Below are 13801 nucleotides of genomic sequence, written 5' to 3'. Positions count from 1 at the left end.
CCTCCCGTCGGCCCGTCCGGGACGCGTCAGATCGAGCCGACGACCTTGCGCGGGGTGACGCGCACGACGACGCGCTGGGCGTCCTCCTTCGACGCCGGGTTGAAGTCGGCGTAGGCCTTGCCCGTGTACTTGCGCGACAGCTCGTCGATCAGCTCCTGCCCACCCTCCGTGGTCAGGTGGGCCGTGCCGCGGACCTCGGCGTAGGAGTACGGCGCGTCCGCCGGGTTGATCATGACGGTGACCCGCGGGTCCGCGCGCAGGTTCTTCTCCTTGCGGCGGCCGACCGTCGTGGAGACCAGCAGGTCGTCGCCGTCCCGGGTGAGCCAGGTGATCGACAGTTGCGGGCTGCCGTCCGGCTGGATCGTGGCCACGGTCGCGAAGACCGGGCTGTCGTCGATGAGCTTCTTCAGGTCGTCGGAGAGTGCGGCGGACACGCGGCGGTTCCTTCCCTCGGCTGACTGCCCTCCCCGGGCCGACTGGCCTCGGAGGGGACCGGCAACGGACAGCCTGCAAAACCGGCGCCACCACGGGGGCCCGGCGGGCGGACGCGGCAGGCACGATCCACCCGTCCGGCCGAGCGATCTCGCACCGCACCGGCCGCCTTCGGGCCGGGGCGTGGCCGCGCCGCGACGGCTCCCCGCAGAACGCGCGGGAGGTCTTCGAGGGCTCGGACCTGGTCTTCTCGGCGACCGGTGGCACCTGGAGCGCCCTGCGGCCGTGGAGCTGAGCGGCCCGCCTGGCCGGTCAGCCCCTCAGCCCGTCACCAGGACACGGTTCCGGCGTCGTCGAAGAATCCGCCGGTCGGTCCGTCGTCGGGCAGGGTCGCGAGGTGAATCGCGATCGCCGCGCCCTGCTGGGGGGTGCGGACGCCCTGGAAGCCGTTGAGGTCGGTGGCGGTGAAGCCGGGACAACCGGAGTTGATCAGGATGTCGGTGTCCCTCAGCTCCTTGGCGTATTGGACGGTAACGGCGTTGAGGAAGGTCTTCGACGCCAAGTACGCGGTGGGCACCGGGCCCATGTCGATGCCGGGCGTGGTCTGCAGGGTGAGCGAGCCGACGCTGCTGGACATGTTCACGATCCGCGGCGATGTCGAACCGCGCAGCAGGGGCAGCATCGCGTTGGTGACGCGGATGACCCCGATCACGTTGGTCTCCACGACGGCTCGTACCGTCGCGGGATCGACCGTGGTGGGCGTCTGCGGCGAACCACCGGTGATCGCGGCGTTGTTGACCAGGACGTCCAGCCTTCCGACCCGGTCGGCGATCAGCTCGGCCGCGGCGGCCACACTCGTGTCGTCCGCCACGTCGAGCGGGACGCCGAAGGCGTCCGTCCCGGCCGCGCGCAGCTTCTCCACCGCGGTGTCGCGGCGCTGTTGATCCCGCGCGCCCACGCCGATGCGCCAGCCGAGGGCGCCCAGGCCCGCCGCGATCTCGTATCCGATTCCTTTGTTCGCGCCGGTCACCAGCGCGATCGTCTGTTCAGTCATGTGATCCATCGTGGTGCGGACGCGTGTGGGGCGTCCAAGACCGACTCGGTGGGTGGCGATACCCCGCGGATATCGGTCCTGGTCAGCGGCGGATACGATGATGCGGTGGAGACGCGGGAGTTGCGATACTTCGTCGCCGTCGCGGAGGAGTTGCACTTCGGGCGGGCGGCGCAGCGGCTCGCCATGGCGCAACCACCTCTGTCCCGGGCGATCCAGCAGCTGGAGCGGCGGCTCGGAGTGGTTCTGCTGCACCGCACCGCTCGCGCGGTCTCCTTGACCGAGGCCGGGTCGGTGCTTCTGCGGGAGGCCCGGGCCGCGCTCGCCGCGGTCGAGGCCGCCGAGCGCCGCACCCGCCGCGCGGCTGCCGAACGGCCCGGTGTGGTGCTGGCGACGAAAGCCGGAGCGGCCGGCGAACTGTTGTCGAAGCTGCTGGACGCCTACGCCGCCGAGCCCGGCGCGGTCGCCGTCGAGGTGGTGCTGTGCGGGCCCGGGGAGCAGGAAGGGCTGCTGCGCGACGGGCGGGCCGACGTCGCTCTGCTCCAGCGGCCCTTCGACACGACGGCCGGACTCGACATCGAGGAACTGCGCGCCGAACAGCAGGTCGTGGTGCTGCCCGCGGGGCACCCCTTGGCCGACCGACCCCATGTGTCGATGGCCGAGGTCACCGCCCTGCCGGACCTGCCCCTGCCGCGCTGGCCTCGACGGGGCGGGGGCTGTTCGGACGGACCTGGCCCTCAGGTGCGCGACCACACCCAGCTGTTCCAGCTGATCGCGCTCGGACGGGCCTGCGCGGTCGTGCCCGAGTCCCTCCGAGCCCACCTGCGCGACGACCACGCGACGGTGCCGGTGGTGGACGCACCGACGGTCACGACCGTCATCGCCTGGCCACCGCACAGCAGATCCAAGGCCGTCGCCGACCTGGTCCGCACCGCGACGCGCCTCTGACGACGGCACGGTCCGAAAGAGACGACCCAGGGCGTGCCCTGCCGATCAGTCAAGCCCCCTAGTGCCCGAGTACCGCCATCGCCGCGTTGTGCCCGGGGACCCCGCTGACACCGCCGCCTCGGACCGCGCCCGCCCCGCACAGCAGGACATTGCGGTGGGCGGTCTCCACGCCCCACCGGCCGCCCTGGTCGGCGTAGGGCCAGGACAGGTCGCGGTGGAAGATGTGGCCGCCGGGCAGCCGCAGTTCGCGTTCCAGGTCCAGCGGGGTCTTCGCCTCGATGCACGGGCGGCCGTCCGCGTCGAAGGCGAGGCAGTCGGTGAGCGGTTCGGCGAGGTGCGCGTCGAGTTGGGCGAGGGTCGCCGTCAGGAGCACCTCGCGGGCCTGCTGGTTGTCCTTCTCGAAGAGCCGGGCCGGGGCGTGCAGACCGAAGAGGGTCAGGGTCTGGTAGCCCTGCTCCACCAGTTCCGGGCCGAGGATCGTCGGGTCGGTCAGCGAGTGGCAGTAGATCTCCGAGGGCGGTACGGAGGGCAGTTCGCCGGAGGCGGCCTCCGCGTAGGCCCGGGCGAGCTCGGCGTAGCCCTCGGCGATGTGGAACGTGCCGCCGAAGGCCTCGCTCGGGTCCACCGAGGTGTCCCGGAGCCGGGGCAGTCGGCGCAGCAGCATGTTGACCTTCAGCTGGGCGCCCTCCGGAGCCGCGGCCGCGCCTGCGGGCGGGGTCTCGCCGAGGAGTTCGGCCAGGGCCTTCGGCGAGGCGTTCACCAGGACGGTACGGCCGACGACCCGGCCCTCCCCGGCCGCCGTACGGAACACCACCTCGGCCGGGGCGACCCCGTCCGTGTCGATCCGCAGCACCTCGTGGCCGGTCGCGATCTCGGCTCCGGCCGCCCGGGCCGCCGCCGCGAGGGCGTCCGTCAGCGCGCCCATGCCGCCGACGGGCACGTCCCAGTCGCCGGTGCCGCCGCCGATGACGTGGTAGAGGAAGCAGCGGTTCTGCGCGAGGGAGGGGTCGTGGGCGTCCGCGAAGGTGCCGATCAGGCCGTCCGTGAGGACCACGCCGCGGACCAGGTCGTCGGCGAAGTTCCGTTCCACGGCCTGCCCGAGGGGTTCCTCGAAGAGCATCCGCCAGGCGGCCTCGTCGTCGATCCGGGCCCGCAGTTCCGCCCGTGTGGGCAGCGGCTCCGTCAAGGTCGGGAACACCTTCTCCGCGACCCGCCCGGTGGTCCCGTAGAAGGCGCGCCAGTTCTCGTACTCCCGCTCCGAGCCGGTCAGTCGCGCGAAGGACTCCCGGGTGCGCCGCTCGCCGCCGCCGACGAGCAGTCCGCCGGGCCGCCCGCCGCGCTCGGTGGGCGTGTACGAGGAGATCGTCCGGCGGCGTACCGCGAACCGCAGGTCGAGGTCGCGCACGATCTTCGACGGGAGGAGGGAGACGAGGTAGGAGTAGCGCGAGAGTCTGGCGTCGACGCCCACGAAGGGACGGCTGGAGATGGCCGCCCCTCCCGTGTTCCCCAGCCGTTCCAGGACCAGCACCGAGCGGCCGGCCCGAGCCAGGTACGCGGCGGCCACCAGGCCGTTGTGCCCACCGCCCACGATCACGTCGTCGTACACGTCCCGCCCGAAGGTCGTCATGGCTCTTGGTAGCACACCTGGCCGAGCCGCTCCAGACAGTGTGCCTCGTCGGCGTGGGCCAGGACCGTGTCGGGATGTTCGTCGCCGAGGGACCGTTCGCGGATTCCGGAGAGGTCGCGGTAGATGGGCAGCGCCTCGTCCCAGCGGCCCAGCCGGCCCAGCCCTCCGGCGAGTTCCCGGCGGCTGACCAGGGTGTCCGGGTGCTCGGGGCCGAGCACCTCGGCCCGTAGGGCACCCACCTGACGGGCCTCGGCCACGGCTTCCTCCCAACGCTCCAGACGGCCCAGGTTGACCCCGAGGACGTGCCGGGCGCGCAGCGTCTCGGGGTCGGTGACCCCGTAGGCGCGGGTGCGGTCGCGGACCAGGGCCCGGAACAGGTCGAGGGCCTGGGCGCTCCTCCCGGTGCGGCCGAGGGCGATGCCGATCTCGTAGCGGGCGGCCAGCGTGTCGGGGTGGTCGCGGCCGAGCACCCGTTCCCGTACGAGGCCGACCTCGTGGAAGGCGACCAGGGCTTCCTGCCAGCGGTCCAGGCGACCGAGCGCGTACGCCGCCTCGTACCGGGTCAGCAGGGTGTCCGCGTGCTCGGCGCCCAGGACGGCCGCCCGGTCGGCGGCGACCTCGGCGGCGGTGGCGTGGGCGTCCGCGAACCGGCCCAGGGCGCCCAGCGCGCAGGCCAGGTTGTGCCGGCAGCGCAGGGTGTCGGGGTGGAGCGGGCCCATCGTGCGCTCGCGGGCGACGAGCACCGCGCGGTAGACGTCGTGCGCCTCCTGGTGGCGGCCGAGCCGGCCCAGTTCGTACGCCGTCTCCTGGCGCGCCGCGAGGGTGTCGGCGTGATCGGCGCCGAGGACCCGGGTGCGCCCCTCGGCGACGGCCGTGTACCCGGCGAGCGCTTCCGCGGGCCGGCCCTCGCGGCTGAGCGCGTACGCGCGCGCGTGTCCGGCGGCGAGGGCGTCGGGGCCGCTGCCGCGCGGGCCGGCGGGGCGCGGGAAGCCGTACGCGGCGGTGAGCCGCGGGTCCTCGGCGGGCGCGGGTCGCACGATGGTGGTGGTGCCGGGGTGGACCGGGGGGTATGCGCCGCGCGGGCGCGGCACCGGCGACCGGCCGGCGGGGCGCGCGGCCGTCCAGGCTCCGGTGAGCACGGCCCATTCGCCGCTCGCGGGCCGTGCGTCGATCCCGGCCTTGCGGCCGGCGGTCATGCCGCGGGCCCAGGGCGGGAGCGGGGCCTGGGCGCCGGGCAGCCCGCCCGGGCCCAGCCGTGCCTCGACGAGCCGGCGGTGCACGTGGCGGGCGTCGCCGGGCCGGTCCTCGGGACGCTTGGCGAGCAGGTCGAGGACCACCTCGTCGAAGTAGCCGGGCAGCTCGGGGCGGTGCTCGCGCAGCGGTACGGGCGCGTTGTCGCGGTGGCCGACCAGGACCGACCAGGAGTCGCCGAGGTCGAAGGGCGGGGCGCCGGTGGCGATCTCGTACAGGACGCAGCCGAAGGAGTAGAGGTCGCTGCGGTGGTCGACCTCGCCGCCCGCGATCTGTTCGGGCGACATGTAGTGCGGGGTGCCCATGGCCATGCCGCCGCCGGTGAGCTTGGCGGTGAAGCCGATGTCGTGGGCGAGGCGGGCGATGCCGAAGTCGCAGATCTTCACGGTGCCGTCGGTGAGCCGCATGATGTTGGCGGGCTTCAGGTCGCGGTGGACGACGCCTTGGTCGTGGGTGTAGCCGAGGGCGGCGGCCATCTGCTCGGCGATGTCGACGACGACGTCCACGGGGAGCGGGCGGGTGTCGTTGTCCTCCAGGAGTTGGCTGAGATTGCGGCCTTCCAGGAGCTCCATGACGAGGTACAGGGGGCCGCCGGCGGCGCTGTCGTCACCGAAGTCGTGGACGACGGTGACTCCGCGGTGCTGGAGGGAGGCGGCCACGCGCGCCTCGCGCCGGAACCGCTCGCGGAGCACCTGGGTGAAGTGGGCGTCCTGCTCGGCACCGATCGGCTTGAGGCACTTCACGGCGACCTGTCGGCCCAGCGATTCGTCCCGGGCGCGCCATACCTCGCCCATGCCGCCGCGCCCGATCAGATCGAGCGACCGGTACCGGCCCTGGATCAGTCTGGACTCCGCCATGTCTTAAAGCCGCCCCCGTTGTCGTGCTACGCCCTCCCCGGCCGGTCCAGTATGGCCGCTGATGTACGCAGTGTGTACGGCGAGGGGCGGCTCCCGGGGCCCATGCGACGCATCGCTTTCAAGATGTGACCTGGAGGCAGCTGCCAGCGTAGACCTGCGGGAATGCTGCGCAGTACGCGCCCGGTGAGGCGCAGGCGTCGGGTGACGCTGCGCGGGGCCGGTGCGGGCCGCCCGTACAGCTGGTGCGCCCAGCCCGGGAGGGAACCGTACGCCAGACCGGCGATCGGCGGCCACAGCAGGTTTCGGCCACGTACGAGGAGGGCGGGGACGGGCGGGCCGCGCAGGAAGTCGTCCACGGCGAGGGCGTCGGGGCCGGCGGCGAGTTCGGGGCGGATCGCCTCGAAGTACGCGGCGAGCGCGGCGGTGTCGGCGGGGACCGTGGCCGGTTCGAGCCCGACGAGGCGGGCGCTCACCCGGTTCTCGTCGACGTAGCGGTCGGCCTGGGCGGGGGTGAGGCGGACGCCGGAGCGGCGCAGGACGTGCAGGAAGCTGTCGATCTGCGCGCAGTGGATCCACAGCAGCAGCTCGGGGTCGTCCACGGGGAAGCGTGCGCCGGTGTCCGGATCGGTGGCGGACAGTTTGCGGTGGATCGCGCGGACGCGGAGACCGGCGTGCTCGGCGGCCTCGGTGGTGCCGTAGGTGAGGGTGCCGACGAAGTCGGCCGTGCGCAGCAGTCGTCCCCAGGCGTCCCGCCGGAAGTCGGAGTTCTCCATGACCCCGCGGACGGCGCGCGGGTGGAGGGCCTGGAGGTAGAGCGCGCGGAGTCCGGCGATCCACATCATCGGGTCGCCGTGGCACTGCCAGGTGACGGACGACGGGCCGTACAGCCCCGGGTCGGCGCCGGGGCGCGGTCCGGTACCGGTGGTCCCCATCGCGTACCTCCCCGTCACAGGCGTCCGGCGGCTCCAGCCTACCGATCGGGGGCCGCGGTCGGCGGAACCTCGGGGGCCGAACCGTTCCTTCCCGTCTCTTGCCGAGCGCCGGCCCGGGCGTCGGCGGCATAGAGTTGCGGCGTGCAGCTCTACACGATCGGCGAGGCCGCCCAACTCCTCCGCGTCAGCACCGACACCGCGCGCCGCTGGGCGGACGCGGGTCGCTTCCCGACCCTGCGGGAGGGCAACAAGCGGATGGTCGAGGGCGTGCATCTGGCCGCCTTCTGCGTGGCGCTCGCCCAGGAGGCGGCCGAGGGGGACGGCGAGTCCGCGACGTCGGCGCGCAACGCGCTGCCCGGGATCGTGACGGCGGTGACGCTCGGCGAGGTCTCCGCCCAGGTCGAGATGCAGGCCGGTCCGCACCGCGTGGTCTCCCTGCTGACCCGCGAGGCGGTCGAGGAGCTCGGGCTCGCGGTCGGCGTGCGGGCCGTCGCCCGGGTGAAGTCCACCAGCGTCCACATCGACCTCGACTGACCGGGCCGACCGAGCCGACCGGGCCCTGGCCGACCGCTCGGCTCGGTGAGTCGGGGTCGGCCCGCTCACTCCTTGTCGAGCTCCGTGTCGAGGCGAGGGCCGCGACGATCAGGGCGAGGTGGGTGAAGGCCTGCGGGAAGTTGCCCAACTGCTCGCCCCTGGGCCCGATCTCCTCCGCGAAGAGCCCCACGTGGTTGGCGTAGGTGAGCATCTTGTCGAAGGCGTAACGGGCCTGCTCGACCTCACCGGCCCGGGCGAGGGCGTAGACGTAGAGGAAGCTGCACAGGGAGAAGGTGCCTTCCGAGCCCCGTAGGCCGTCGGGCGAGGCGGCGGGGTCGTAGCGGTAGACGAGGCTGTCGGAGACGAGTTCGCCGTCCATGGCCTCCAGGGTGGACAGCCAGCGGGGATCCTTCGGGGAGATGAAGCCGACCAGCGGCATCATCAGCAGGGAGGCGTCCAGGACGGTGGTGCCGTAGTGCTGGACGAACGCCCGACGCTCCGCGCTCCAGCCGCGGGTCATGATCTGGCGCAGAATGGCGTCCCGGGCGGCGGTCCACCGGGGGATGTCGGCCGGGCGGGCGAGGGCGGTGGCCTGGCGGATGCCGCGGTCCAGGGCGACCCAGCACATGACGCGGCTGTAGGTGAAGTCCTGCCGGCCGCCGCGGGTCTCCCAGATGCCCTCGTCGGGACGGTCCCAGCTGTCGCACAGCCAGTCCAGGACCTCCGCGAAGTGCTGCCAGCCGTCGTAGCCGGCCGACTCCCCGGACCGGCCCGCCTGGACCAGCGCGTAGACCGCCTCGCCGTAGATGTCCAACTGCAGCTGTCCGGCGGCGCCGTTGCCCGCGCGCACCGGGGCCGAGCCGCGCCACCCCGCGAGATGGCCGAGGGTCTCCTCGGACAGGTACGGATCCCCGTCCACGCGGTACATGATCTGCAGCGGCTCGCCGTTGGGGGCGGAACCGTCCATGATCCGCCTCTGAAGCCAGCCGCGGAAGGCGTCGGCCTCGTCGGCGAACCCGAGGTCGAGCATGGCGCGCACGGCCAGGGAGGCGTCGCGGATCCAGGTGTAGCGGTAGTCCCAGTTGCGTTCGCCGCCCTCCTCCTCGGGCAGGCCCATGGTCGCGGCGGCGATCGGCGCGCCGGTGGGCGCGTACGTCATGAGCTTGAGGGTGATGGCGGAGCGGTTGACGATCTGCTGCCAGCGGCCCCGGTAGGTGCAGTGCCCGATCCAGTCGTGCCAGTAGCGGCGTACGGCGGCGAACTCCTCCACCAGGTCGTCGGGCGTCGGCGGCCGGGGCGGCTCGGCGCCCGCGTCGCAGACCGTCAGGACGACGGCCGCGCGTTCACCGGCGGACAGCGTCACCGTGGACCGTACGTCGCTGCCGTCGGCCTCCAGCGTGACGTGTCCGACGGCGTGCAGGTGGGCGGTGGTGCCCGGCGCCTCGAAGCGCGCGGCCGGGCCTTCCACGACGAGGGCGTGGGGGGCGCGGCCGTAGTCGAAGCGCGGCCGGCACTCCAGCGCGAAGCGCACGGAACCTCGTACCACGCGCAGCACCCGTACCACCCGGTGCCGGTCGGTGACGGTGTGCGGGTCGTCGACGGGCATGAAGTCGACCACTTCCCCCACGCCGTCCCGTGTGAGGAACCGGGTGATCAGGACGGCCGTGTCGGCGAGGTAGAGCTGGCGGGTGACGACTCCGGCGCCCTCGGTCCCGCCTTCGGCGGCGGGGGTGTCCGCGGTGATGGCGAAGTATCCGCCGTGGTCGTGGTCGAGCAGCCCGGCGAAGACGCTGGGTGAGTCGAAACGGGGCGAGCAGAACCAGTTCAGCACGCCCTCGGAGGAGACCAGCGCGCACGTCTGGAGGTCCCCGATCAGTCCGTGCTCGGCGATGGGCGGATAGGGACGCATCGGCCCTCCACGGTTCGCGGGGAGACCCTCGGGCCGCGCGGGCCCGCGCGGCCCGCGGCTTCGGCCTCGCGTGGCTCGGGCCGCCTCTCATTCTCGGATCCTGCGCCGGTGATCGCCACGCGGCCCGCAGGCCGCGGTCCGCAGGCCGCGGTCCGCAGGCCGCGGTCCGCAGGCCGCGGTCCGCAGGCCGCGGTCCGCAGGCCGCGGTCCGCAGGCCGTGGTCCGCAGGCCGTGGTCCGGTGGACGCGGGAGCCGTGGTCACCGGACGGCGGGCCGCGGGACCGGTCCCGTGTCATGACAGGGTGAGGGCATGACGACGCACCGCGCACCCGCACCCCTTCCACTCCCCCGGCCCTGGTCGGACACCACCACGGCCCACGCGGACCTCGTCGCGGCGAAGGCGCTCGTCTACGACCCCTGCGGGTTCACCTGCTCGCAGCCGGTCCCGGAGGCGGAGAGCGCCGACTACGCCGCCCACACCTTCACCGTGGACGGCCTCGCCGTCCGGTTCCGCGCGGCGAGGACGACCCCCACGAAGGTCGGCCAGTTCGTCACCGTCTGGAAGCGCTCACCGCAGGGACCGATCCAGCCGTTCGACGCCGCGGACCCGGTGGACCTCTTCGTCATCGGTACGCGCGACGGTGAGCACTTCGGCCAGTTCGTCCTCCCCCTGGACGCGCTCCGCCGGCACGGGATCGTCTCGACGGACGGCGCCGGCGGGAAGCGCGCCTTCCGGGTCTATCCGCCCTGGGTGACCACCACCAACCGGCAGGCCGGCAGTGCCCAGAAGTGGCAGCTGGAACACTTCCTGCCGCTGCCCCGGCCCGAGGACGGCCCCGTCGATCTCGATCGCGCCCGGAAGCTCTACTCGTGAGCCGGCCCGTCAGCGGCACGCTGCACCACGTCGAGCTGTGGGTGCCGGACCTCGACCGCGCGATCGCCTCCCTCGGCTGGCTCCTGGAAGCCCTGGGGCACACCCCCTACCAGCACTGGGCCGACGGCCGCAGCTGGCGGCTGGGGCCGACGTACCTGGTCGTCGAACGGTCCCCGGCCCTCAGCGCCGACCGGCACGACCGCTGCCGGCCGGGGCTGAACCACCTGGCCTTCCACGTGGAGGACGCGGCGGCGGTGGACCGTCTGGCGCGGGAGTCCACCCGCCACGGCTGGCAGCTGATGTTCCCGGACCGTCATCCCCACGCGGGCGGCTCCCGGCACTACGCCGCCTATCTGGAGAACACGGACGGCTTCGAGGTCGAACTCGTCGCGTTCACCGCCCCGGACTGACGCGCGGGACCCCCGCGGCCGGCGGCGGTCGGGCCGGCCGACCGACGGCGTCCGCGTCGGGTCAGTGGGTGCGGAACGTGCCGGTGTACACGTCCGTACGGTTCTCCGGTGCGTCGGAGTGGGTCTCGGTGAGCACCGCCCGTACTCCCTTGCCGTCGGCCACCAGGCCTTGGTAGTCGCCGAGGAAGTAGCCCCCGGCGAACGGAGCCTGCAGCCAGTCGAAGACCCGCGAGATCTGGCGTTCGGTGCGTCGCCGCGGGTCTCCGTGCGGCAGGGTGGCCAGCTGGTAGGCGGTGGGCAGGGTGGTGGTGTTGCCCGGCCGGAGGAAGCGCAGGTCGTAGTAGGTGAGCGCGAGCGTGCCCCGCTCGTCGACCGCGACCGACGGGGAGAAGGCCGGCACCCCCGCCGGGCTGATCAGCTCCGGGGCTCCCCAGGTGCGGCCGCCGTCGGTGGAGCGCACCAGCTGGACGGCATCGAACTCGCCGCCGGAGAAGTCCGAGCCCTCGTACGCCATGTAGAGCGTGCCCGACTTCGGGTCGACGGCCGGGCTGGGCAGGGTGGACGCGGCGCGCAGCGCCTTGGTGGGGTCGTTCGGGTCGACCTCCGGTACGGAGGTGTCCTCGGCCACGGTGACCGGGGCGCTCCAGGTCTCTCCGGCGTCGGTCGAGGTGACCATCTCGTAGCGGGCCTCGACGACGGTGCTCAGGTCCTCGGAGTAGGTGATGCGGTCGAAGAAGTCGTACAGGGTGCCGGTGTGCCGGTCCACGACGATCTGATGGCCGATGGTCTGGGTGTCGGGCACGGTGCTGGTGTCGACGAAGCGCCGGGCCCCGCTCCAGGTGCGGCCGCCGTCACGGGTGACGGAGATGTAGCCCGGACCGTCGAGGGAGCCGGCGCCGGGCGGGTCGTTGTCGAGGCGGTTCCAGACCTGGTAGGCGGTGCCCTTGCGGATCGGGTCGGCGGTGAGCGAGGGCTTGTCGTTGAAGAACGGCTGCTCGTCGACGTGTGTGGTGGTGAGGTTCTGCCATGTGCGTCCGCCGTCGTGGGAGGTGGCGGCCAGCAGGCCGGTGCGCGTGCTCTTGACGAAGTCGACGCCCTCGCCGCTCGCGTAGACGGTTCCGTCCGGTCCGGTGCTCACCCAGGGGTCGGTGGCCCGTTCGAAGTCCGCTCCGCCCGGGGCGCAGAGGCTGAACGGCAGCGTGCTCCGGTGGAAGGCGCGGCCGTCCGTGGTCCAGCTCGCCACCAGGCCGCGGGCGCCGCCGTCGTTCCAGCGGTCCTGCTGGAACACGGTGACCACGCGCCGGGAGTCGCGCGGATCGACGGACAGGTACGGCTCGACCTCGGTGCCCGGGTAGGCGACGCTGTCGGGGGATCTCGCGCCGATGGTGCAGTCCGCGTACGGGTCGCCGTGGGACACCTTGACCAGGGGCGGCGTGCCGTCGGGGTTCCGGTCCGCCGCGGACGTCACTCCGGTGACCGTGACGAGCAGGAGCGCGGCGGTGGTGACGGCGGTCAGGGGCAGGACGGCGCGCATGCGGGATCTCCTCCGGGCCGGTCGGCTGGGGCCCCGGGACGCCGTCGTCGGGGCGGCCCGGGGCGCGGAGCCGTACCGGAACGCAAGGGTGGGGGGACTCCGCTCGGTCCTTTTCGGCGCTGCGGCCGGTGCCCTTGATGGGCCGAACGACGGAGTCGCCCCCGGAGTCACGGACGGGCACGGCGGAGCCGCCAGGCAGGCGCTCGATGTGCCGCTCGGCCATGAGGTGGGCGGCCCGGTGCAAGGTGGTGTCGGGGCGGATCGTGACGGCCGGGGTGGTCATCAGGTCGGCGCGGGTGGGCGGGTGCAGACCGCCGGGGCCGTCCGGCCCTGGTCAGCGGACCAGCACGGCCTCCCCGAACTTGGGTACGACGGCCGTCCAGCCCAGTTCGTCATCGATCCGGTCCCGCAGCGTTTCCGCGGCGCTCTGCTCGCCGTGGACGAGGTAGGTGGTGTGCGGGGCCGGGGCGGCGCGCAGCCAGTCGATGATCTGGTCGGCGTCGGCGTGCGCCGAGAACAGCGGGACGTCGGCGACCTCGGCGCGTACGGGGACGTACTCGCCGAACATCTTGAGCGTGCGGGCGCCGTCGACGAGGTCTCGGGAGCGGGTGCCGGCGGCGGCGAAGCCGACGATGACCACGGCGTTGCGGAGGTCGGGCAGGATCCGGTGGAGGTGGTGCAGGACGCGGCCGCCGGTCGCCATGCCGGCGGACGAGACGATGAGCGCCGGTCCGCCGGAGTTGTTGATGTCAATGGACTCCTGGACGGTGCGGGCGGCCAGGAAGGGTTCCGGGCTGATCGCCGCCTCGCCCCGGGCGAGGATCTCGGGGCGAAGCTCGGGTGAGTGGGCCCGTACGGCGTCGCGGTAGACGTCCAGTGCGGCCAGGGCCATGGGGCTGTCGACGTAGACGGGTACGTGGCGGGGCAAGGTGCCGTCGCCGCGCAGGGCGGCGAGTTCGTGCAGGACGACTTCGGTGCGGTCGATCGCGAAGGCGGGGATGACCACGGTTCCGCCCCGGGCCAGTGCGCGGGTGATCACCGAGGCGAATGCGCGCCGTGCGCTCCCGTGGTCGTGGCGACGGTTCCCGTACGTCGACTCCATCAGCAGGACGTCGGCGCCGGAGAACGGCTCGGGCGGCAGCAGGAGCGGGTGGCCGGGGCGGCCGAGGTCGCCGCTGACGGCAAGGGTGTGGCCGTCCTCCGGCGTCAGGTGCGCCCAGGCGGAGCCGAGGATGTGGCCGCCGTGGTGCAGCATCAGCTTCGTGCCGGCCATGATCTCGATCTCGCTGCCCACCGGTACCGGGTCGACGTACTCGATCGTGCGGTCGACGTCATCGTCGTCGTAGAGCGGCTTGGCGGGCCGATGCTTGGACCAGCCGTGCTGGTTGGCGTGCTCGGCGGCCTCCATCTGGAGGCGGGCGCTGTCGCCGAGGACGATCTCG

General features: G+C 73.3%; 11 protein-coding genes and 2 pseudogenes. 4 read left to right on the top strand and 9 right to left on the bottom strand.

From position 1 onward, the window contains the following. Positions 1-26 precede the first annotated feature (26 nt). On the bottom strand, positions 27-434 hold the full coding sequence (locus ACWG52_RS33515) for a PPOX class F420-dependent oxidoreductase (RefSeq protein WP_389807003.1): 408 nt from the start codon (positions 432-434) through the stop codon (positions 27-29). Positions 435-760: 326 nt separating this feature from the next. After that, positions 761-1486 carry an SDR family oxidoreductase gene (locus ACWG52_RS33510; RefSeq protein WP_389807004.1) on the bottom strand — a complete coding sequence of 242 codons (726 nt, stop codon included), beginning with the start codon at positions 1484-1486 and terminating at the stop codon, positions 761-763. A gap of 105 nt (positions 1487-1591) precedes the next feature. Here ACWG52_RS33510 and ACWG52_RS33505 point away from each other — a divergent pair, with 105 nt between their 5' ends. Next, positions 1592-2431, top strand: a complete 840-nt coding sequence (locus ACWG52_RS33505; RefSeq protein ID WP_390136242.1) for a LysR family transcriptional regulator — start codon at positions 1592-1594, stop codon at positions 2429-2431. A 58-nt stretch (positions 2432-2489) separates the two neighbouring features. Here the strand turns inward: ACWG52_RS33505 and ACWG52_RS33500 are convergent, their stop codons facing one another. From ACWG52_RS33500 to ACWG52_RS33490, 3 genes are read right to left on the bottom strand one after another with little or no spacing between them, the layout of a single operon-like run. Beyond that, positions 2490-4058, bottom strand: a complete 1569-nt coding sequence (locus tag ACWG52_RS33500) for a phytoene desaturase family protein (RefSeq protein ID WP_389807006.1) — start codon at positions 4056-4058, stop codon at positions 2490-2492. After that, a complete protein-coding gene (locus ACWG52_RS33495) occupies positions 4055-6166 on the bottom strand; it encodes a serine/threonine-protein kinase (protein WP_389807007.1) in 2112 nt (703 codons plus the stop codon). Before ACWG52_RS33495 ends, ACWG52_RS33500 begins: the two co-directional genes overlap by 4 nt. 26 nt (positions 6167-6192) lie before the next feature. Continuing rightward, positions 6193-7098: an oxygenase MpaB family protein gene (locus ACWG52_RS33490; protein WP_389807008.1), complete on the bottom strand. Its 906-nt coding sequence runs from the start codon at positions 7096-7098 to the stop codon at positions 6193-6195. A gap of 141 nt (positions 7099-7239) precedes the next feature. On the opposite strand from ACWG52_RS33490, the gene ACWG52_RS33485 reads away from it, so the two are divergent. After that, the gene (locus ACWG52_RS33485) at positions 7240-7632 is read left to right on the top strand and encodes a TOBE domain-containing protein (RefSeq protein WP_386017179.1); all 393 of its coding nucleotides are present in this window, start codon (positions 7240-7242) and stop codon (positions 7630-7632) included. A gap of 61 nt (positions 7633-7693) precedes the next feature. Here the strand turns inward: ACWG52_RS33485 and ACWG52_RS33480 are convergent. Beyond that, positions 7694-9541, bottom strand: a pseudogene (locus ACWG52_RS33480) (glycoside hydrolase family 15 protein); the annotation flags it as partial. Between the two features lie 310 nt (positions 9542-9851). Here ACWG52_RS33480 and ACWG52_RS33475 point away from each other — a divergent pair. Both ACWG52_RS33475 and ACWG52_RS33470 read left to right on the top strand, forming a co-directional pair. Then, positions 9852-10415, top strand: coding sequence for a MepB family protein (locus ACWG52_RS33475; protein ID WP_389807009.1), 564 nt, complete (start codon positions 9852-9854; stop codon positions 10413-10415). Then, positions 10412-10825 (top strand): VOC family protein, encoded by a 414-nt coding sequence (locus ACWG52_RS33470; RefSeq protein WP_389807010.1) that lies wholly within the window; start codon positions 10412-10414, stop codon positions 10823-10825. The genes ACWG52_RS33475 and ACWG52_RS33470 overlap by 4 nt, the downstream gene beginning before the upstream one ends. Before the next feature lie 61 nt (positions 10826-10886). On the opposite strand, the gene ACWG52_RS33465 is transcribed toward ACWG52_RS33470, so the two are convergent. From ACWG52_RS33465 to ACWG52_RS33455, 3 genes and pseudogenes are all read right to left on the bottom strand, one after another. Next, on the bottom strand, positions 10887-12359 hold the full coding sequence (locus ACWG52_RS33465; protein WP_389807011.1) for a sialidase family protein: 1473 nt from the start codon (positions 12357-12359) through the stop codon (positions 10887-10889). A gap of 205 nt (positions 12360-12564) precedes the next feature. After that, positions 12565-12642, bottom strand: a pseudogene (locus tag ACWG52_RS33460) (CBS domain-containing protein); the annotation flags it as partial. Between the two features lie 51 nt (positions 12643-12693). Beyond that, positions 12694-13767 (bottom strand): MBL fold metallo-hydrolase RNA specificity domain-containing protein, encoded by a 1074-nt coding sequence (locus tag ACWG52_RS33455; RefSeq protein WP_389807012.1) that lies wholly within the window; start codon positions 13765-13767, stop codon positions 12694-12696. Positions 13768-13801: the final 34 nt, after the last annotated feature.

Source organism: Streptomyces sp. CLCI03, assembly GCF_053615355.1.
This window is presented reverse-complemented; position numbering and strand designations above follow the sequence as displayed.

Bases quoted from the DNA above. Each gene is read 5' to 3' on its own strand.
- ACWG52_RS33455 (WP_389807012.1), bottom strand. From the start codon at position 13,767: ATGGAGGCCGCCGAGCACGCCAACCAGCACGGCTGGTCCAAGCATCGG.
- ACWG52_RS33490 (WP_389807008.1), bottom strand. From the start codon at position 7,098: ATGGGGACCACCGGTACCGGACCGCGCCCCGGCGCCGACCCGGGGCTG.
- ACWG52_RS33495 (WP_389807007.1), bottom strand. From the start codon at position 6,166: ATGGCGGAGTCCAGACTGATCCAGGGCCGGTACCGGTCGCTCGATCTG.
- ACWG52_RS33500 (WP_389807006.1), bottom strand. From the start codon at position 4,058: ATGACGACCTTCGGGCGGGACGTGTACGACGACGTGATCGTGGGCGGT.
- ACWG52_RS33465 (WP_389807011.1), bottom strand. From the start codon at position 12,359: ATGCGCGCCGTCCTGCCCCTGACCGCCGTCACCACCGCCGCGCTCCTG.
- ACWG52_RS33510 (WP_389807004.1), bottom strand. From the start codon at position 1,486: ATGACTGAACAGACGATCGCGCTGGTGACCGGCGCGAACAAAGGAATC.
- ACWG52_RS33475 (WP_389807009.1), top strand. From the start codon at position 9,852: ATGACGACGCACCGCGCACCCGCACCCCTTCCACTCCCCCGGCCCTGG.